Origin of the sequence: Kitasatospora sp. NPDC098652, assembly GCF_044760155.1 — a bacterium.
Classification (GTDB): domain Bacteria; phylum Actinomycetota; class Actinomycetes; order Streptomycetales; family Streptomycetaceae; genus Kitasatospora.
Genome location: NZ_JBIWAQ010000008.1, coordinates 210011 through 228144, shown reverse-complemented (window position 1 = coordinate 228144; position 18134 = coordinate 210011). Strand labels below are relative to the sequence as shown.

Sequence of the window (18134 nt, the reverse complement as noted above, 5' to 3'; positions counted from 1 at the left end):
CGGCCCGGTCGACTTCTGGTGCGGGGTGGGGTTGTCGGCGTGGTGGTCCATGCTGCCGGGCATGAACGAGGACATTTCTGGCGGCTCATCGACGAGTGCCGATTGGCCGGGCCCAACTCGGACCCCGATGCGGAACGGCTCGCCGTCGCTCTGGCGGCGCGGCTGACAGCGGCCGGGCTGCCCGCTGTCATCGGGTTCGCCGAACAGCTGGCCGCCGCCCTGTTCCAGCTCGACCGCTGGGAGTACGGCGCCGACCTGTCGGGTGACGCGTTCCTGTACACCCGCGCGGCCGTCGTCGCAGCGGGCCGGGCCGAGTACGGGGCCGTGCTCGGCGATCCGACCCAGTTCCGCCCGTACGCCCGCGACCTGGTCTGGGCCGAAGCCCTGCTGTACGTCCCGGACCGGGCCTACCGGCGCCTCACCGGGCGCGAGTGGGAGCACTCCACTCGCCACAGCTATGAGTCGTTCTCGAATGCCGAAGGCTGGGCCGACCGTTGAGCTGGGGGGCGTGGGAAGTCGGCCCGGTCGACTTCTGGTGCGGGGGTGTTGCTGTGGCGGCTCGGCGGTGGGTGGTCGTGGTGGGCCCGGCTTGGGTGGGCTGGTGGTGGGGGAAGTGGAGGGCGCCGTAGGGGGTGGGGCCGGAACGGGCGGGCTTCGTAGGGGCGTTACGTTGGGAAGAGGAAGGGCGGGGGTGGGTGTGGCACTGGTCAGGGTGTGGCGGATCAAGCGGCTGTTCCGGCAGGCGGACCGCAGGTACCGGGGGGCGGCCCTGAGGCTGGAGGGGGTGTCCCAACTCCTCGCCCTGCCGGGGCGGCGTCGGGTTCGCAGGCTGCGGCTCGCGCGTGCGCAGTGGCTGCGGGCGGTGGAGGAGGATCCGGACAAGGCGCTGAAGGCGCTCGCCGACGCCGTGGTGAACGGACTGGACGTGGCGACCGGCGAGTTCGTCGACGGGGCGCTGGCCCGGTGGATCCGGTCCGGTCGGTGGGGCCGCCTGGAGCAGGACACCTACGAGCGGTTGCGGGAGGCCCTGGCCACGACCGGCCGGTCCCTGGCCGTGCGGCTGACCGACCTGTACCGGGGGGAGCCGGGGCTGCGGGAGCACCGCAAAGCCCGGGAGGTGCGCGACATGCTGATGGAGTACCACCCGGAGCACCCGCCGATGGAGCTGCTGATGGCGGTGGGCCCGCTGGGTTCGGAGGCGGACTGGTGGTGCGACCTCGGCTACCGGGCGATCCAGGACGGCGACCTGGAGCTGGCCGACCGGCACTTCACCCGGGCGCACGACCTCGGCTGTCAGCACGTGCGGAAGTGGGTGGTGTACCTCACTCTGCTGCGGGTGGCGGAGGTCGGCGACCGGGTGCAGGTGCACGATGCCCTCAGGACGGCCCGTGAGCTGCATCCCGCCCTCGACCACGAGCAGTTGTTCTACCTCGACTGCCGGGGCGTCCTCGCCGGTGTGGAGCCGGACGTGGAGGCGATGGTGCGGTTGCGGGTGGACCGGCCGGACCTGCGCCAGCTGTGGCTGGCCCAGCACTTCCTCCGGGTCGGGAACCCCGTCCTGGCCCGTGCCAGGCTGCGGTCGTGCGTGCGGAAGGCCAAGAAGCTGACCCAGGACCGGTACGGGTACCTGGACAGGCACGACGACGATCCCGATCCGTCCGACGTCCTACGGATGGCCAAGGCCCAACTGGCCCGGCAGGACGGGCGTGTGCAGGACGGGCGTGAGTCGGCGGGCCCGGACGCGCGCCTGCTGCCGTCGGTGGAGCGGTTCGACCCGGGCTATCTGCACGAGGCGCTGCCGAGCCCGTAGCAGCGAGCGGATCCGGCGGTTCCTCGGTCGTGCCTGAGGCTGGATATTCGCTTGGCCGACGGCCGCGGGCCGGGCGATCATGGCGGGATGTCCGATCTGCTCGAGCGGGTAGCCGCCTTCCACGTCGCCTTCGCCCGCCGCCAGGCGGCCGAGGTCGTCGAACTGCCCGAGTTCCCCGGGGTCTTCGCCGTGCGGAACCCGGAGTTCGTGCTCTCCCACGAGCACAACCACCTGATCGTCACCGGACCGGGCACCGACCCGGCGGCCCTGCCGGGGCTGGCGGTGCGCTGGCTCGGGCAGCGCTCGCAGTACGCGATCACCGTGCTGGACGAGGCGTGGGGCGAGCGGGCCGCGCCGGTGCTGGCCGGGGCCGGGTACGAGCGCAGTGCCGTGGTGGTCATGGCCAGGGACACGGCGGGTTGCACGCTACCCGAACCGGCTGCTCTGCCGACGGAGTTCGCCGACATCCGGGAGGCCGTCCTGCGGCAGCAGCGGGAGTGGTACGAGGGCGCGGAACTGCTCCGGCAGCTCGCCGACCGTCGGCCGACCAGGCGGCGCGGTGCTGAGCAGGTGCACTTCCTGGCCGCCCGGGCGGCGGACGGCGAGGTCGCCGCCTGGGTCGACCTCTACCTCGAACCGGCCCTCGGGCTGGCCCAGTTGGAGGACCTGGTCACCGCGACCCCGTACCGCGGGGCCGGTCACGGTGACACCCTGCTGGCCAGCGGCCTGGCCCTGGCGGCGGCGGCCGGGATCCCGCAGCTGTTCCTGCTCGCGGACGCGGTCGACTGGCCGCGCACGTGGTACGCGCGCCGGGGCTTCGTCGAGATCGGCCGCAGCCTGTCCTTCCAGACGCGCTGACGGCCCGCCGACCGCCCCTTTGACGGCCCTTTGACGGCCCTTTGGCGGCCCGGGCGTTGGCAGTCGTACGGGTGCGCCAGGATGGGGGCATGAACACGGAACGGGCCCTGCCCCGTGACCTGATGGCCGTCGACACCCCGGCGCTGGTGCGACTGGAGGAGCGGGCCGCCGGCCTCGGCCTCTCCCAGCGGCTGGACCCGGCGTGGCTGACGGCGCACGCGGCGCCCGAGGGGCGGCACTACCTGCGGGCGGTGCTGTGGCACGGGCTGTCCCACCGCCCGGAGCTGCCGGCCCAGTTGCGCTGCGAACTGGTGCTGGAGCTGCGGACCGGCGAGCAGGTGCTGAGCCTGCTGGACGTCCTGGCCGAGGACTTCGAGCGACTGACGGCGGTGACGTCCCGGGACGAGGGACTGCCGGTGGCCAGGCTCCTGGGCGGTGGCGGGCTGCGGTCGGTCAGGGAGTACGAAGCCGGGGGGTAGTCGGCCGAGGGATAGTCGGCCGGGGAATGCTCGGTCAGGGGGCGCGACGAGGGGCTGCGGGGCTGACCGGCCCTGCCGCCGCCCGCCCGCAGTGGTCGGCGACGGTGTCCGCGAAGGCCCGGGCGAGCGGTCCCAGGGTGAGCCACTCGCGCGCCGCCCAGCCGACGGTGAGGCCCGGGAGGTCGGGCAGCGGCACCAGCCGGAGCCCGGGATGGCCGGGGCCCTGCCACTCGGGGAGCGCCGGGACGACGGCGTGCCCGAGGCCGAGTTCGGCGAGCAGGATCGCGGTGTCCCAGTCGGTGACGCTGGTGTCGAAGACCGGGCGGATGCCCGACTTGCCGAGCCAGTCGTCCAGTTGGGAGCGGGAGACGGAGTTCTGCGGCAGTCCGATGAGCCGGGCGTCCTGGAGGTCGACCGGTTCGATGCGCTCCCGGGCGGCGAGCGGGTCGGCGGCCGCCACGGCGAGCACCCACGGCAGTTCGGCGACGGGACGCTGCTCGATGCCGCGGACGGGCGTGCCCAGGGTGATCCAGGCCAGGTCGACCTGGCCGGCGGTGAGCGCGTCCAGACAGCTGCGGCTGGATACACCGGTCTGGAACTCCAGGCTGACCTGCGGGAACCGTTCGCGGAAGTCGACCACGGCGGCGGACATGAAGTGCCGGATGCTGGTGGCGCCGGTGGTGATCCGCACCGATCCGCCCTCGCCGCGGGCGAGTTCGGCGATGGTGCGCAGCGCGTGGTCGATGCCGCCCAGCCCGTTGGCCACGGCGGTCTGCAGCTGGCGTCCGGCCTGGGTGGGCACCACGCCGCGCGGGTGGCGCTCGATCAGGGCGAGGCCCAGTTCGCGCTCCAGCCGCTTCACGTGCTGGCTGACGGCGGACTGGCTGCACGCCAGGTCGCGGGCGACAGCGCTGAGCGAGCCGGCCCGGCAGACGGCGGCGAAGACGCGGAGGTCGTCGAGGGTCACGAACGCCCAGGGTACTGCCGGATCCGGGACGGTAGGAGAAGGGGTCCGACCCAAGCCTGACCTTGGAAGTTCCCCAGGAAATCGGCGGATTGACTTGGAAGTCCGGCAGCCTCGATCATCGATGGCAGGGCCCGCAGGAGGGCGGCAACCCGCCCGCTGCCTTCGCGGCGCTCCGGACGCGTAGAGGCGGGGGCGGGGCGGGTGCCGACCCGTTTGAATCAGCTGCATGAGCTGCATCCGCGCGTGCCCGCGTGCCCGTGTGCCCGTGTGCCCGTGTGTGCACGGGCAGGTCGGACAGTCGGGCAGTGGAGGGGGGAACGGAATGCGGTACGCCGATGGTCCCGGCGCGGACTGCGAGGTGTTCGTCGGGGCGACGGTGGAGCGGCTCTGGGCGCTGGTGACGGACATCGCACTGCCCGCCCGGCACAGCCCGGAGCTCCAACGGGTCGCCTGGCTGGACGGTGCGGACGGCCCCGCGCCGGGCGCCCGCTTCGAGGGGTACAACCGGCGGGCGGGGATGCCCGATTGGCGGACGGTCTCCGAGGTGGTGGAGGTGGTCGAGCACCGCGCCTTCGTCTGGGCCGTCCTGGACGCGGACGGCCGCTTCGGCGCCCCGGTGACGGACGCGACCGGTGCGTTGGCCCGGTGGCGCTTCGAGCTGCGCCCCGAGGACGGCGGCACTCTGGTGCGGCACTCGGTGGTGCTCGGCCCGGGCCGTAGCGGAGTCACCCGGGCCATCGACGCCCGGCCGGAGGCGGAGGAGAAGATCGTCGCCTTCCGTCTGGGGGAGCTGCGGACCGGGATGACGGCGACGCTGGAGGGCATCAAGTCGATGGCGGAGAGCGGGGGTTGAGGTGCCGGAACCGGCCCGCTCGGAGGTCGACTGTTCCGAGCTCGACTGTTCGGAGCTCGACTGTTCGGAGCTCGACTGTTCGGAGCCGGCCCGTTCCGGGCTCGACTGGCCGGGGCTCGCGGAGCCCGACCGTCCGGTGGACTTCGCCGGGCTGCTCGCGGAGCTCGGGGCGTCGGCGGCACGCCTGTGCGCGGACCTCGCGTCGCTGACCGACCGGCAGGCCCGTGAGCCCTCGCTGCTCCCCGGCTGGAGTCGGGGCCATGTGCTCACCCACCTCGCCCGCAGTGCCGACGCGTACCGCTGGATGCTCGCCCTGGCCCGTACCGGCAGCGCGCCCGGGCCGCGCGCCGACGCCGACGAGCTGGACCGGCGGCTGCGCGAGGGCGCGGGGCGCGCTGCCGGGGCGCTGGTCGACGACCTGCGGGACGGCCTGGACGGGTTGCTGCGGGACGCGGCTCAGTTGCCCGTCGGGCGCCGGGACGTCCTGGTCCCGGCACTGGCGGGCTGGCGGCACCCGGCCTGGTACCTGCTGTGGCGGGCCTGGCGGGAGCTGGAGGTGCACGCGGTCGACCTGGACCTCGGCCGCGGGCCGGCCGACTGGCCCGCGACGTTCGTCCGGGCGGCCCTGGCCGAGACGGCCGCGGCGTCGGCCGTACGGTCGGTGCCGGTGGCCCGGGTGGAGGCCGAGGACCTCGGCCGCAGCTGGGTGATCGGCGGGGCGGGCCCGGTGGTGAGCGGCCCCGGGCACGCGCTGCTCGCCTGGTTCGCCGGGCGCGGCCCGCTGACGGGCCTGCGGGTGGCCGGCGGGCAGTCGGAGCCGCTGGTGCCGCCGGTGCTGCCGGCCTGGCCATTGCCGCCGGTGCCCGGCTGGGGGTGAGTGCTCAGCGGACGGGCGGGCGCGGGCGTACGTAGGCGACGTGGCCGCGCCCGGCACCGGTTCGTCCGGTGCCGGGCGTTCGGCTGTCCCGCTGTCCGATGGCACGGCTCTCCAGCCGCCCGGCTACTCGGCCTTGAGGTGCGCCAGCGTGACGATCAGCCGGTCGGCGATGCCCTCCGGCCACGGGAAGGCGACCGTGGCCGCCTGCTGGTGGGCCAGTCCGTGCAGGCCCAGCCAGAGGGCCACGGTGTCCGCGAACGGGTCGGTGCTGGTGGACGCGCCCGTGGCGACGCACGCCTCCAGGGTCTCGACGAACAGGTGCAGGAGCTCCTGGCCGAGGGCGCCCATGTCGTCCGCCGTCACGGTGGTGTCCTGGAGCGCGGGCACCCAGACGCCGCCGAACATGGTGCGGTAGCGCTCGGGGTGCTCCCGGGAGTACTCCAGGTAGGCGTGGCAGAGGGCGGTGAGCCGCTGCCGGGGGTCGTCGTCGGCCGCGCCGACGGCGGCGCGCAGCCGGGCCTCCATCTGCTCGAAGGCCTGCCGCACCACGGCCAGCATGATGGCCGGCTGGTCGGGGAAGTGCCGGTAGATCGAGGGGGCGGCGATCCCGACCCGGCGGGCGACCGACCGCAGGGTGACGGCGGTCTCGGTGCCGGCCTCGTCGAGCAGTTCGACTGCGGCGGCCACGATGTCCTCGCGCAGGCGGGCGCCTTCCCCGCGACGGTTGCGGGCGCGGACGGGGGCTGTGCTCGGTTCGTTTCCCATGGCGTGAGCTTACAGGTGAAAACTTACGAGCGGCAGCTCTTGTCGGCCGTGAGCTTACGCATGTAACTTTACGGCCGTAGCCACCGCCACCGTCATCACTGAGCCGAACGGAGCACACCGTGAACAACACCGTCGTCACCCACGCCACCGAGGTCGTCCTGCCGGGCGAGGTCGAGCCGAGCGGCCTCCGGCTGCGCACCCGCGACCTCCCGCCGCCGAGCGCCGGCCACGTCCTGCTCCGGATGGACGCCACCGGGGTCTCCTTCGCCGAGCAGCAGATGCGCCGCGGCAAGTACTACGACCAGCCGCCGTTCCCCTTCGTGCCCGGTTACGACGTGGTCGGCACCGTGGTCGCCGCCGGCCCGGGCATCGACCCCGCGATGGTCGGGCGCCGCTTCGCCGCCGTCACCAAGACCGGCGCCTGGGCCAGCCATCTGCTGCTCGACGCCGCCGACCTCGTCCCGGTGCCGGACGGCGTGACGGCCGCCGACGCGGAGACCGTCGTGGTCAACGGCGTGACGGCCTGGCAGATGCTCCACCGGACCGCGAAGGTGCGCCGGGGCGGCACGATCGTCGTACTCGGCGCCAACGGTGGTGTCGGCTCGACCCTGGTCCAACTCGCCCGGCATGCCGGGATCGCGGTGATCGGCACGGCCTCCGCGCGGCACCACGACACCGTTCGCGCCCTGGGTGCGACCCCGGTCGACTACCGCGACCCCGACCTCTACCGGCGCATCCGGGAGCTCGCGCCGGACGGCGTCGACGCGGTGTTCGACCACGTCGGCGGCGCCGGGCTGGAGCAGTCGTGGTCGCTGCTGCGCCGCGGCGGAGTCCTGGTGTCCTACGGCACCGCCGCCACCAAGGACGAGGCCGGCAACTCTCAGCTCCCGGTGTTGAAGCTGTTCGCCCGGCTGGCGCTGTGGAACAGCCTGCCCAACGGCCGGTCCGCGCACTTCTACAACTTCTGGGCGGGCAGGCGCCGCCCGGAGGCCTTCCGGGCCCGGCTGCGCGAGGACCTCACCCAGGTGCTGGCCCTGCTGGACGACGGCACGCTCACCGCGCAGATCGCCGCCGAGTTCCCGCTCGACGAGGCCGCGGCCGCGCTCGCCCTGGCCGAGTCGCGCACCGTCGCGGGCAAGGTCGTCCGCTGACCGGGCTCGGCTCTGCACCGGCCCGGCCCGGCCCGGCCAGGCCCGGCCAGGCCCGCCGTTGGTCAGGCGGTGTCGGCGGAGGCCGCCGCGATGCGGGCCTCGATCTCCGCCAGGATCGGCCGGTAGGCGTCCTCGTAGGTGTGCATCCGGTCCAGGCACTCGGCGAACAGCCGCCGGGAGCGGGACTTCCGGTGGGGCATCAGGTCGTAGCGGCGCAGGCGCACCGAGCGCATGTCGACCATGAACCCGGGCCGGCAGCGCACGCCGTGGGCGTGCCGAACGGTCTCCTCGGCCTCGCGCAGCAGGCTCAGGTAGGCGTCGTGGCCGGCCTTCCAGCGGGCGGCCTCCTCCGGCGTGCCGGGCACCTCGACGCCGCGCACGGGTGGCGCGACCGGGTCGACGACGTCGTAGAGGGTGAACTCCAGCCCCTCGGGGGCCTGGGCCCAGGACATCACCCGCCACGGCCACGGGATCAGGGTGTAGGTGCGCTGCTGTACGCGGATCACGCGGTTCCCCCCGGTGTCGGTGCGCATCGGTCCGGCGGCCCGGGCCTACTGCCCGGGGCCTGGCGTCAGCGTAGGGGATGCCGCCGGTGCGGCGGAGGCCGTCGGCGCGGACGGCCGGCCGCCATCGAACACGTCGTGGTGTTCATGCAGGAGAACCGCGCGTTCGACCACTACTTCGGCACCCTGGCGGGCGTCCGGGGCTTCGGGGACCGCACCGCCGTGCGCGGCGTCGCGTTGCTTGCGCTGGAGGACTCGCTGAGCTGACAGCGGCACCTCCGAGGCCCTGCCGTCCCTGTCCAGGGAGGGCAGGGCCTCTCTGCGTTCCGGGGTCCGTCGGCGCGGTTGTTAACCGGCGCGGCTCAACGGTTGCGAAGGAGTGAGGCGACCTTGAAGAACATCGCACTGATCGGCCGGGCGAGATCCGGCAAGGACAGCAGGCCGCGAACACCCGCGTCGAGGCCGAGGTGCCCGGCTTCACGGACACCCTGCCCTCGCTCACCGCCGCGGCCTGACAACCCGCCACTTCCAGTGTGACTGTGCACCGTAGATGGCCAGGGTTTTCGCGCTACCCGGCCAGGTGAGCGCGGGAGGCCCCGAACTCCTGGCACACGGCATCCTCCTCCTGTGGCGGCGAGTTGGCGCGGCCTCTCAGGATCTGCTCCCGGCCCAGGGCTTCACCGGGGTTCCTGGGCCGGGGTGCGCGGAGGGGGATGGGCTACTCGCCGAATTGGTCGAACGCGTTGTCGAGATCGGCGGCGACGGCGTTGGCGTCGCGGCTCTCGATGCGGTACCTGGGCATGAAGTAGACGAGTTCGCCGTCCTTGAAGAGGGCGAAGGAGGGGTCGGAGGGCGGGAGGTCCTCGAGGTAGGAGCGCATCCGGGCCGTCGCCTCCAGATCCTGCTCGGCGAAGACCGTGAGCAACAGGTCGGGGCGGTGGTCGGGGTTCTCCAGGGCGAGGCGCACGCCGGGCCGGGCGATGGCCGCCGCACATCCACTCACGGAGTTGATGGCCACCAGGGTGACACCGGTCTCGGCCTTCTTCATCGCGCTGTCCACGGCTTCGGCGGTGACCAGGTCGGTGAAGCCGATCCTGGTCAGCTCCTCTTTGAACGCCTTGACCATCTGCGGTGGGTACGGCATGCCCACTCCTCACTGAGAGAGAACGTCTGATGGCTCAGCGTATCGAGGTATGGCCTCGGTTGGATGGACGGTCAGATCGGCGGGAAGACGGTCCTGGGCAACCTGACGACCTCCAAGTCGGTGTACACCTCGGTCGTCGGGCAGCTTGCGGCCTATGCCCACGCGGACGACCTGATCACGGTGGACCGCAAGATCCAGGCGTTCCCGAAGGTGGACGCCGGGGCGGTGCTGCACATCACCCCGGCCCGAGCCGAGTTCCGCCCGGTGGGGATCGATCGCCCCGTGTTCGACCGGTTCCTGACCCTGCGCCGTCGCTTCACCGACGACCGGGCATCGGACGCCGGCATCACCGGCAGCACCGCGGAGCAGGCGTTCGCGGTGTTGGTCGGTGTCGGCGCGAACGGCAAGTTGGTGTTCCTGGACACCTTGTCGTACGTATTCGACGCGCTCGGCGAGACCACGCGCTTCGAGACGTTCGAGGACCGGGGCAGCTCGATCCCCGCCGACCTGGCCGCGCTGCGCGGGGCTCGGATGGTGATGGCCTCGGAGGGTGAGGCCGGTACGGCGATGTCGGAGTCCGTGCTGAAGCGTGCGACCGGCAGCGACAAACTGACGGCGAGGTTCATGCGGGAGAACCTCTTCACCTACCAGCCGTCCTTGCTTCTGTGGCTGGCCTCCAACCACACCCCGGCCTCCCGGTCTCAGACACCGGCCTGTGGCGAAGGGCCAAGCTGATCAAGTTCGACCGGTACTTTCGGCCCGAGGAGCGGGACCACGGGATCTTCGCCGACCTGCGCGAGAGGGCCGAGGGAACCGCCGCGTGGGCGGTCGCCGGTACGGTCGAGTGGTACTCCGAGGGCCTGGAGGAGCCCGACTGCATCAAGGCCGCGACCTCCAACTTCTAAGGAGAACTCGGACGCGCTGGCGGAGTTCCTGACGGACGTCCTGGTGAAGACCGGCAGTGACGCCCCACCGGCTCGCCGTCCCGCAAGGGCGTCTTCGACTCCACGCTGGTTTCGCCCGCCGTCCCGATCCCGGTCGGCACCGACACCCTCCACCTGGCCTTCGACTCGCACTACCGCCAGGAGGCCCCGCAGAAGGCCGCCGTCACCGCGGTGTTCGACAACGGGGCCGAGACCCGACTGGTCCGCTACAGCTCGGACGCCACCGGCAACGACAACGCGGGCAGAGACGCCCAGAACGTCCAGGTCGTCCGGCAGTTCGCGGTGCCGGCGGGTGCGCGGTCGGTGACCTTGAAGTTCCGGATGTACGACGCGGGCAACAACTGGTACTGGGCGGTGGACCACGTCCGGCTGGACACCCGTCCGATCACGGGCTGACCCGGGGCGCCGCGCCGGTCGTCGTTCCTGGCTGGCTGCGTTGATTCAGCCTGTGGGGATGCCGACCTGGTCGCGTTCGAGGGCGGCGCGCAGGGTGGCCAGGGCCCCGGCCGCCGAGGACAGCGCGGCGGCGTCGAGGGTGTCCGAGAGCAGCTCGGCCAGGCCCTCGGTGACGGTCCGCTCCGCCGCCTCGACGAGCCGGGTGCCCTCCTCGGTCAGGACCAGCAGCGAGGAGCGGCGGTCCGCCGGGTTCGGCCGGCGGGCGGCCCACCCCTGCTTCTCCAGGCGGTCGATGCCCTTGCTGGTCGCCCCGACCCCGATGGCGAACTCGGCGGCGAGGTCGGCCACCCGGCACCCGGGGTGGCGGTGCAGGTAGCCCAGGAACTCGTACTGCGAGGTGACGATCCCGTGCCGCTCGCGGAGCCGGTCGTTGAGGGCGTTGTACAGCCGCGTCTCGCACCGCACCAGGTCGGCGAAGAACCCGGCGAGGCCGGCTGCGGCGGGGGCGCCGTTCAATGTATCTTCCACGGCATATAGTGTACGGGAAGCTACTCAGGCAGGAGTGTGCCCATGAGCAGGGAGCAGCGCAGCCAGGTCGACGCGATGCTGCGGCGGTCGGCGTCGACCGGGCCGCGGTCGGTGGAGGAGATTCGGGCCGGCTTCCGGGCCCTGATGGCGGGAATGATCGTGCCCCACGACGCCATCCGCACCGAGCCGACCACCCTCGGCGGCCGCCCGGCCCTGCGGGTCCGGCCCAAGGGCCCGGAGGGGAGCGGTCCGGCGGACGGCTCGGATCGGGCTTCCGAGGACGGGACGGAGGGCGGGGCCGAGGACGGGACGGAGGACGGGACGCAGGGCGGGTCGGGGGCGACGATCCTGTACTTCCACGGCGGCGGCTGGGTCTTCGGCTCCCCCGAGACCGCGCTCTCGCTGACCGGGAACCTGGTGGCCAGGACCGGTGTCGGAGCGTACTCGCCGGACTACCGGCTGGCCCCCGAGCACCCCTTCCCGGCCGCCGTCGAGGACTGCCTGAGCGCCTACCGGGCCCTCCTCGACCGGGGCGGGGACCCGTCCGCCATCGTCTTCGCGGGCGACTCCGCCGGCGGTGGACTCACCGTCACCACCTGCCTCGCCGCCCGGGACGCGGGCCTGCCGCTGCCCGCCGCCCTGCTGCTCCTCTCCCCGGGCCTCGACGCCACCCGGAGCGGCGAGAGCATCCGGACCAAGGAGGGCGTCGACCCGATCTTCACCCGCGCCGCCCTCGACCACACCGGAGCCATGTACCTGGGCGGGGCCGACCCCCGGCAGCCGCTGCTCAGCCCCGTCCTGCACGCCGACCTGACCGGCTTCCCCCCGATGCTGATCCAGGTCGGCGCCAACGAACTGCTGCTGGACGACTCCACACGCCTGGCCGAGCGGGCCCGCGAGGCGGGTGTGGACGTCATCCTCGACGTCACCGCCGACGCGCCGCACGTGTTCCAGTCCTTCGCCGGCGTCCTCGACGAGGCGGACGAGGCGCTCGACCGCGCTGCCCTCTTCCTGCGCCAGCGGCTCCGGGCCGGACGGGCCGGAGCCGCCGCGCGGGCCTTGGCCGAGTAGGCGCTCCGGCCCCAGTCGAGCAGGCGCGGGTCGGGGCTGGGGTCAGACTGCGGCCCCGATCCGCGACAGGCGGAGCAGGTAGGCGCCGGAGGCGGCGGCCAGCAGAGCCATGCAGGCGGCGAACACCAGGCCGGCGTGGGCCAGGCCGAGCGGACCGGTGAGCAGCCCGACGCCGATGACCGGGATCGAGATGCCGAAGTAGCCGACCACGAAGAGGGCCGAGAGCGCCCCGCCCCGGTGCTCCGGCGGGCTCGCGGCGGCGACCTCGCCCACCGCGCCGCGCAGCCCCATGCCCTGCCCGACGCCGCCCACCAGCGCGGCCGACACCAGCAGCGCCAGGACGGCCCACGCCAGCGAACCCGCCAGCAGCGCCAGACCGGCGATCAGCACCAGGCAGCCCAGCGGCACGGCCCGCGCGGTGCCCAGCCGGGGGACGAGCAGCTGACCGAGGGTCGAGGCCAGGAAGGCGGACGAGACGATCAGGCCGACCAGTGCGCGGTTGTGCACGTCCAGCCCCTCGGCGAGGAAGGCCGGGGCGACGGAGGTGAACAGCCCCAGCAGGGAGAACCCGGCGAAGGCCGCGATCCCGGCCGCCAGGAACACCCGCCGCACCTCCGGGGGCAGGCTGGGCCGGACCGGCCGGGCGGTGCGCAGTGGACGGGCGCCGACCACCGTCTCCGGCAGCCGCAGCAGCACGCCGAAGGCGGCGGCCAGCAGCACCAGGTGCGCCACGAAGGGCAGCACCAAGGGGTGCGGCGCGTACTGGGCGAGCAGCCCCGCCACCAGCGGGCCGCAGCCCAGGCCGCCCATGTTGGCGGCCGTCGCGACGAAGCCCGCGCGCCCCCGGCGCCCCGGCGGTGCCAGCTCCAGCACGTACGCCGTGGCGGTGCCGGTGAACACCCCCGCCGACAGCCCCGACAGCAGCCGCCCCAGGCAGAGCAGCAGCACGCTGTCCGCGGCCAGGAACACGACGGCGCTCAGGGCCGCGCTGACCAGTCCGCACAACAGCACGGGCCGGCGCCCGACGCTGTCGGACACGTTCCCGACCAGCAGCAGCACCCCGATCACCGCGAAGGCGTACACGGCGAACACCACCGTCACCGTCAGTTCGGAGAAGCCGATCCGCTCCTGGTAGAGCCCGTACAGCGGGGTGGGCAGGGTGGTCCCGGTCATGCAGACCGCGAAGGCGAAGGCGGCGAGCAGGTAACCCGCCCCGCTGACGACGGGACCGGCAGTGCGATGATCAGTCACCAACCCACGATAGGCACCCGGACGGTACGGGCCCACGGCGTGCGGTCGCACACTGGGCCGACCGGCCGTACGGCGTGGCTGCCGCTTCCGCTGCGGTCGCCTCCGGCGCCGCCGTTGCCCCCCAACGGTGGCCGTGCCGGGGATGGGCAGGGCCAGGAAGCCCAGGCCCCGGTTCTGCGGTAGCCGCTGGGCGGCGGCGGCCTGCTGGGAGGTACGGGCCCGGCGGGAAGTGGCGGACTGTCGGGAGGTGCGGGTCGGCCTCATGTCAGACCGCCTCCGCAGCCTCCGTCGGGGTGCCGGAATCCCGGAGCATCGGCGACCCTTTTCGCGAGGCCCGGGGAAGTGCAACTCCTCGCAGCGGCGGAACGGGCGACTGGTGTCGCGGTGGGGGAGAGGGAGTGCTCAGAGCTTGTCGGCCGCGCGGACCCGGTGGAGGTGGATCAGCACGTCGTAGCTGCCGCCGAGGGCGAGGGTGGGCAGCGGGGTGCTGGTGAAGGTCGTGCCGGCGTCGTAGGTGGGGCGGGCGGTGTCGAGCCAGGTGCGGGCGGCGGGCGAGGCCTGGTGCAGGTCGAGGTAGTAGTCGCGGGGGCGGACCCGGTCGAGGAGGTACTCGTTCATGCCGAGGGTGGCCGGCGGCACGGTGGTGCTGCGCCAGTCGTCGGCGAAGGCGTCGGCCTCGGTGAGGAAGGAGCCGCTGCCGAAGGTGAAGCCGATGCCGACGTAGCCGGCGCCGAGTGCCTCGCGCAGGTGGGCGCCCTGCGGCGTGGGGTAGAGGATCGGGTCGCCGGACCGGTAGCCGACGTGGCCGTTGTGCGCCGAGAGCAGCACCTTGCCGCCGTGGCGGCGCTGCCACCACAGGGTGTTGTCGGCCATCGCCCGGTCGCGGAGCACCTGGGCGGCGACGACGGAGGCGCTGTCGTCGACCTGCATGGTGGTGAAGGCGAAGGTCCGGGCGATGTTGCGGGCGTGCTGGACGGCCCACTCGTAGTCCGCGTCGCCGTCCCGGCCGGCGGCGGTGACCAGGTCCAGCGCCTGCTGCGCCAGGTCCGCGTTGCGCCGTCGCTCGGGCAGCGGGGTGCGGCTGAGGTAGCCGATGGCGTCGGTGAAGGGCCGCAGGGCGGCGTAGGACTGCTCGACGCTCGACAGCGAGGCGGGGGCGGCCTTCCGCAGGTAGGCGGTGACCTCGGCGAAGGGCTGCTCGCCGATCGCGGGGAAGCCGAGGTCGGTGCCCACGAAGTGCACCGGGTGCTGCGGGCCGCTCCGGTTGTACGCCCGCATCCAGCTGATGAGGTCGGCGAACTCCCGCCGCTGCCACGGCGATCCGGCCATCACCCGGCGCACCAGCGTACGGGCGTCGCCGTCGCCCTGGCCCTGCACGAACGCGTCGATCAGCAGGCCCGCCGACCAACTGGCCTCCAGGGCGAAGGTGGTGAAGCCCTTCTCCTCGACCAGGTAGCGGAACACCCGGTGCTTCATGGTGAAGAACTCGTGCGAGCCGTGGGTGGCCTCGCCCAGGCCGACCACCCGGGCGTCGCCGATCATCGCGCCCAGCGCCCGCAGCCCGGCGGCCGGGGCGTCGGGCTCGGTGGAGCGCAACGGGTGGGCGATCCGGTCGAGTTCGGCGGAGACCGCCGAGGTCTGCGGGACCGACCGGGAGGCCGTCGGGCCGGCGGCTGCGGTGGTGGCCGCCGCTGCGGTAGCGGTGGTGGCCGTCGCCGGGATGAGCAGGGCGGCGGTCGCCGTCGCCGTGGTGGCGGTCAGCAGGGTCCGTCGGTCGATCGGGGTCCGGGTCACGGTCATGATGGCTACTCCACGGCTCGTCGGTTCAACTCGTCCGGCGGTGTGGGCCGGTGAGAGAATCCTCTGCCGAGGAGGGGGTGGGGCGCGCTGGGGAGGGCCGCCAGGTTCTCCGGGGGGCAGACCCCACCCGCCCAGGCCCCTTGGGGGCACCTGGACGGTTCCCCTGGGGCCACCTGGACGGATGGGCGGGCTGCTGGTAGGCGGGGGGCCGGGGGCGGCCCGCCCTGGTCCGGGTGCTCCGGGTGCGGGTGCTTCGGGTGCGCCCGGTGCTTCGGGTCAGCCGAGCCGGTCGGCGCGGTGGGTGGGGCGGCCGTCCAGGACGGTGAGCAGCACCGGGACCTCGGCGAGCTCGGTGGCGGTGGTGGCCAGGGGGTCGGCGGCGAGGACGGTGAGGTCGGCCCGGTGGCCGACCGCGATCCGGCCCGCGAGCTGTTCCTCGCCCGCCGCGAAGGCCGGGTTGACGGTCATCGCGCGCAGCGCCTCCAGGGCGGTGAGGGCCTGGCCGGGGTTGTGCGGGGGCTGGCCGAGGTCGCGGGTGGGGCGGCGGTGGCGGGCCCCCGCCATGACGCCCAGCGGCGGGTAGGGGGCGATCGGCCAGTCGGAGCCGAGGACGACGGTGGCGCCCGCGTCCCAGAGGTCGCGGCAGCGCCAGGCCCGGTCGGCGCGCTCCTCGCCGAGGCGGCGGGACCAGTTGTCGGTGTGGTCGGCGCGGGTGAAGTCGCAGCAGTGGGTGGGCTGCATGGAGGCGATCACGCCCAGCTCGGCGAAGCGGTGTACCACCTCGTCCGGGACGGTCTCGATGTGTTCGATCCGGTGTCGGACGGGGCCGGTGGTCGGGCCGGTCGGCGTGGCGGGCGGGGCGGTGGTCGCGGTGGCCGTCGAGGTGGCCTGCTCGACGGAGTCGAGGGCGTGGCGGACGGCGGCGTCGCCGATGGCGTGGGTGGCCGTCGGCACGCCGGCGCGGTGCAGCTGCCCGATCACCTGGGTGTAGTGCGCCGGGTCGGGCCAGAAGGCGTGGGTGGACTCGCCGTGGCAGTCCGGGCGTTCCAGCCAGGCGGTGCCGTTGTCGATCGTGCCGTCCATGAACAGCTTGACGCCGTCCACCCGCCACAACTCCCCACTGCGGCCCTGGAGTTCGACCAGTGCGTCCAGCCCGTCCTGGTCCACGCCGGGCTGGCACCAGGGGGCGACCCGCAGGCGCAGCGGCAGGTCGCCCGCCTCGTCGAGCTCGGCGTAGAGGGCGAGGCTGTCGCCGCCCGCGTCCATCGCGTGGCCGCCGGTGAGGCCGTTCGCGGCCATGGCGCGCAGGGCGGCGGCCAGGCGCTCCCGGCGCTCGGCGTGGGTGGGTTGCGGGGCGGCGCGTTCGACCAGTTCGCAGGCCGCGTCCTCCAGCAGTAGGCCGGTGGGGTGGCCGGCGGCGTCGCAGACCACCTCGGCAGCCTGGGCGAAGGTGCGCGGACCGTCCACGCCGGCCAGTTCCAGGGCGCGCGGGCTGGCGAGCATGGAGTGGGCGTCGAAGAGCTGGAGCAGTGCGGGGACGCCGTCGAGGACGGGGGCGACGGCGGCGGACTCGACCGGGCGGTCGCCGAAGACGTTCGGGTCCAGGCCCCAGGCGTGCAGCCAGGCGCCCGGGGCGAGGCGCTCGACCTCGGCGGCGAGGGCGGCGCGGACGGACGGCAGGTCGGTGCAGCCGGAGAGGTCCAGGCCGTGGGTGAGTTCGGCGCCGGTGACCGGGTGGAGGTGGCCGTCGACCAGGCCGGGGGTGACCACGGCGCCCTTGAGGTCGATCACCGTCGTTGCGGCGTCGGCGAGTTCGCGGATCGTCCGGTCGTCGCCCAGCGCGGCGATCCGGCCGTCGACCACGGCGAGCGCGGTCTGCGGGAGGAAGCCGCCGGACGCGGGGTCGAGCAGTCGGGCGGAGAGGAGGACCAGGGAGGTTCGCACGTCGACTCCAGCGGTGGTGCGGGGTGGGGGAGGGGGTGTGGGAGGGGGAGGTGGGGTCAGGACTGCTCTTCGGTGCCGGATCCGGGCTCGGTGGTGGGGGACCCGGGTTCGGCGGTGGCGGGTTCCGGCTCGGTGGCGAGGGCCAGCGTGCCGTCCGCCAGGCCGAGTTCGCGTTCGGCGGTGGCGGCGGCCAGCCGGATGACGGCCGAGGGGTGGTTGCCCAGGCCGGTGTTGGCGTGGGAGGCGAGGCCGTCGATCACCACCAGGATCCGGATGGCCGTGAGGTCCGGGTCCTCGGTGTGGAACTCGCCCCGTTCGACGCCCGCTCGGACGGCGCCGGTGAGCCGACCCCGCCACAGCGACTCCTGGCCGAGCACGCGCTCGCGCAGGACGGGACGGTAGCGGCTGAGGTGGCGGGCGTTGAGCCAGAGGCGGCTCATGTCGTCGTACGCCGGGCCGGTGGCGCGGGCGAAGAAACGGGCGAGGTGGTTGAGCGAGGAGCCGTCCGGCGGGTCGGCGGGCAGCAGCGACTCCAGTTCGGCGGTGGCGGCGCTGCCGAAGGCCTCGGCGACCAAGTCCTCCACGGCCGGGAAGTAGTGGCTGATCAGGCCGGGTCTGACGTCGAGTTGCTCGGCGATCCGGCGCAGGGTGATGCACTCCAGGCCCTCGGTGAGGGCGACGGTGGCTGCGGCCTCGACGATCTCCGCGCGGCGGTCGTCGGGGGACTTCCGGATCCGTTTGCGCTGAACGCTTGACGTCATGTGCCGGATGCTATTGAGTGTGCGACCAATAA

The 18134-nt window shown here is 73.7% G+C and carries 19 protein-coding genes and 1 pseudogene; 11 read left to right on the top strand and 9 right to left on the bottom strand.

What is annotated here, in order from left to right; genetic code table 11:
* The first annotated feature begins 18 nt into the window (after nt 1-18).
* The 4 genes from ACIQWA_RS19855 (at nt 19) to ACIQWA_RS19840 (ending at nt 3147) form a co-directional block, all read left to right on the top strand.
* On the top strand, nt 19-498 hold the full coding sequence (locus ACIQWA_RS19855; RefSeq protein WP_402484133.1) for a DUF4240 domain-containing protein: 480 nt from the start codon (nt 19-21) through the stop codon (nt 496-498).
* A gap of 193 nt (nt 499-691) precedes the next feature.
* The gene (locus tag ACIQWA_RS19850; RefSeq protein ID WP_402484131.1) at nt 692-1810 is read left to right on the top strand and encodes a hypothetical protein; all 1119 of its coding nucleotides are present in this window, start codon (nt 692-694) and stop codon (nt 1808-1810) included.
* 87 nt (nt 1811-1897) lie between these two features.
* Nucleotides 1898-2668 carry a GNAT family N-acetyltransferase gene (locus ACIQWA_RS19845; RefSeq protein ID WP_402484130.1) on the top strand — a complete coding sequence of 257 codons (771 nt, stop codon included), beginning with the start codon at nt 1898-1900 and terminating at the stop codon, nt 2666-2668.
* A gap of 89 nt (nt 2669-2757) precedes the next feature.
* Complete coding sequence (locus tag ACIQWA_RS19840) at nt 2758-3147, top strand: hypothetical protein (protein WP_402484128.1); 390 nt, start codon at nt 2758-2760, stop codon at nt 3145-3147.
* A gap of 34 nt (nt 3148-3181) precedes the next feature.
* Here the strand turns inward: ACIQWA_RS19840 and ACIQWA_RS19835 are convergent, their stop codons facing one another.
* On the bottom strand, nt 3182-4114 hold the full coding sequence (locus ACIQWA_RS19835) for a LysR family transcriptional regulator (RefSeq protein WP_402484126.1): 933 nt from the start codon (nt 4112-4114) through the stop codon (nt 3182-3184).
* Nucleotides 4115-4436: 322 nt separating this feature from the next.
* Between ACIQWA_RS19835 and ACIQWA_RS19830 the strand changes: the two genes are divergently transcribed.
* Nucleotides 4437-4967 (top strand): SRPBCC family protein, encoded by a 531-nt coding sequence (locus tag ACIQWA_RS19830; RefSeq protein ID WP_402484124.1) that lies wholly within the window; start codon nt 4437-4439, stop codon nt 4965-4967.
* A gap of 1 nt (nt 4968) precedes the next feature.
* On the top strand, nt 4969-5844 hold the full coding sequence (locus ACIQWA_RS19825; RefSeq protein ID WP_402484122.1) for a maleylpyruvate isomerase family mycothiol-dependent enzyme: 876 nt from the start codon (nt 4969-4971) through the stop codon (nt 5842-5844).
* A 123-nt stretch (nt 5845-5967) separates the two neighbouring features.
* Here the strand turns inward: ACIQWA_RS19825 and ACIQWA_RS19820 are convergent, their stop codons facing one another.
* Nucleotides 5968-6609 (bottom strand): TetR/AcrR family transcriptional regulator, encoded by a 642-nt coding sequence (locus ACIQWA_RS19820; RefSeq protein WP_402484121.1) that lies wholly within the window; start codon nt 6607-6609, stop codon nt 5968-5970.
* Between the two features lie 119 nt (nt 6610-6728).
* Here ACIQWA_RS19820 and ACIQWA_RS19815 point away from each other — a divergent pair, with 119 nt between their 5' ends.
* Nucleotides 6729-7760 (top strand): medium chain dehydrogenase/reductase family protein, encoded by a 1032-nt coding sequence (locus ACIQWA_RS19815; RefSeq protein ID WP_402484120.1) that lies wholly within the window; start codon nt 6729-6731, stop codon nt 7758-7760.
* 62 nt (nt 7761-7822) lie between these two features.
* Here ACIQWA_RS19815 and ACIQWA_RS19810 read toward each other — a convergent pair whose 3' ends face one another.
* Nucleotides 7823-8266 carry a hypothetical protein gene (locus ACIQWA_RS19810; RefSeq protein WP_402484308.1) on the bottom strand — a complete coding sequence of 148 codons (444 nt, stop codon included), beginning with the start codon at nt 8264-8266 and terminating at the stop codon, nt 7823-7825.
* A 48-nt stretch (nt 8267-8314) separates the two neighbouring features.
* Between ACIQWA_RS19810 and ACIQWA_RS19805 the strand changes: the two are divergent.
* Nucleotides 8315-8488, top strand: a pseudogene (locus ACIQWA_RS19805) (alkaline phosphatase family protein); the annotation flags it as partial.
* Nucleotides 8489-8981: 493 nt separating this feature from the next.
* On the opposite strand, the gene ACIQWA_RS19800 reads toward ACIQWA_RS19805, so the two are convergent.
* Nucleotides 8982-9407 carry a BrxA/BrxB family bacilliredoxin gene (locus tag ACIQWA_RS19800; RefSeq protein ID WP_402484118.1) on the bottom strand — a complete coding sequence of 142 codons (426 nt, stop codon included), beginning with the start codon at nt 9405-9407 and terminating at the stop codon, nt 8982-8984.
* 63 nt (nt 9408-9470) lie between these two features.
* Here ACIQWA_RS19800 and ACIQWA_RS19795 point away from each other — a divergent pair, with 63 nt between their 5' ends.
* The gene (locus tag ACIQWA_RS19795; protein ID WP_402484116.1) at nt 9471-10142 is read left to right on the top strand and encodes a DUF5906 domain-containing protein; all 672 of its coding nucleotides are present in this window, start codon (nt 9471-9473) and stop codon (nt 10140-10142) included.
* 380 nt (nt 10143-10522) lie between these two features.
* Nucleotides 10523-10747: a hypothetical protein gene (locus ACIQWA_RS19790; protein ID WP_402484114.1), complete on the top strand. Its 225-nt coding sequence runs from the start codon at nt 10523-10525 to the stop codon at nt 10745-10747.
* Between the two features lie 45 nt (nt 10748-10792).
* On the opposite strand, the gene ACIQWA_RS19785 is transcribed toward ACIQWA_RS19790, so the two are convergent.
* A complete protein-coding gene (locus ACIQWA_RS19785) occupies nt 10793-11275 on the bottom strand; it encodes a MarR family winged helix-turn-helix transcriptional regulator (RefSeq protein WP_402484112.1) in 483 nt (160 codons plus the stop codon).
* Nucleotides 11276-11317: 42 nt separating this feature from the next.
* Here ACIQWA_RS19785 and ACIQWA_RS19780 point away from each other — a divergent pair, with 42 nt between their 5' ends.
* Entirely contained in the window at nt 11318-12346 is a 1029-nt protein-coding gene (locus tag ACIQWA_RS19780) for an alpha/beta hydrolase (RefSeq protein ID WP_402484111.1), read from the top strand.
* A gap of 42 nt (nt 12347-12388) precedes the next feature.
* On the opposite strand, the gene ACIQWA_RS19775 is transcribed toward ACIQWA_RS19780, so the two are convergent.
* The 4 genes from ACIQWA_RS19775 to ACIQWA_RS19760 form a co-directional block, all read right to left on the bottom strand.
* On the bottom strand, nt 12389-13597 hold the full coding sequence (locus ACIQWA_RS19775; RefSeq protein WP_402484109.1) for an MFS transporter: 1209 nt from the start codon (nt 13595-13597) through the stop codon (nt 12389-12391).
* Between the two features lie 402 nt (nt 13598-13999).
* Entirely contained in the window at nt 14000-15397 is a 1398-nt protein-coding gene (locus ACIQWA_RS19770; RefSeq protein WP_402484107.1) for an erythromycin esterase family protein, read from the bottom strand.
* A 276-nt stretch (nt 15398-15673) separates the two neighbouring features.
* A complete protein-coding gene (locus ACIQWA_RS19765) occupies nt 15674-17341 on the bottom strand; it encodes an amidohydrolase (protein WP_402484105.1) in 1668 nt (555 codons plus the stop codon).
* A 56-nt stretch (nt 17342-17397) separates the two neighbouring features.
* A complete protein-coding gene (locus ACIQWA_RS19760; protein ID WP_402484103.1) occupies nt 17398-18102 on the bottom strand; it encodes a TetR/AcrR family transcriptional regulator in 705 nt (234 codons plus the stop codon).
* Nucleotides 18103-18134 lie beyond the last annotated feature (32 nt).

Coding starts and splice junctions, on each gene's coding strand:
- ACIQWA_RS19770 (WP_402484107.1), bottom strand. CDS start 15,397: ATGACCGTGACCCGGACCCCGATCGACCGACGGACCCTGCTGACCGCC.
- ACIQWA_RS19840 (WP_402484128.1), top strand. CDS start 2,758: ATGAACACGGAACGGGCCCTGCCCCGTGACCTGATGGCCGTCGACACC.
- ACIQWA_RS19820 (WP_402484121.1), bottom strand. CDS start 6,609: ATGGGAAACGAACCGAGCACAGCCCCCGTCCGCGCCCGCAACCGTCGC.
- ACIQWA_RS19795 (WP_402484116.1), top strand. CDS start 9,471: ATGGACGGTCAGATCGGCGGGAAGACGGTCCTGGGCAACCTGACGACC.
- ACIQWA_RS19780 (WP_402484111.1), top strand. CDS start 11,318: ATGAGCAGGGAGCAGCGCAGCCAGGTCGACGCGATGCTGCGGCGGTCG.
- ACIQWA_RS19830 (WP_402484124.1), top strand. CDS start 4,437: ATGCGGTACGCCGATGGTCCCGGCGCGGACTGCGAGGTGTTCGTCGGG.
- ACIQWA_RS19845 (WP_402484130.1), top strand. CDS start 1,898: ATGTCCGATCTGCTCGAGCGGGTAGCCGCCTTCCACGTCGCCTTCGCC.
- ACIQWA_RS19800 (WP_402484118.1), bottom strand. CDS start 9,407: ATGCCGTACCCACCGCAGATGGTCAAGGCGTTCAAAGAGGAGCTGACC.
- ACIQWA_RS19760 (WP_402484103.1), bottom strand. CDS start 18,102: ATGACGTCAAGCGTTCAGCGCAAACGGATCCGGAAGTCCCCCGACGAC.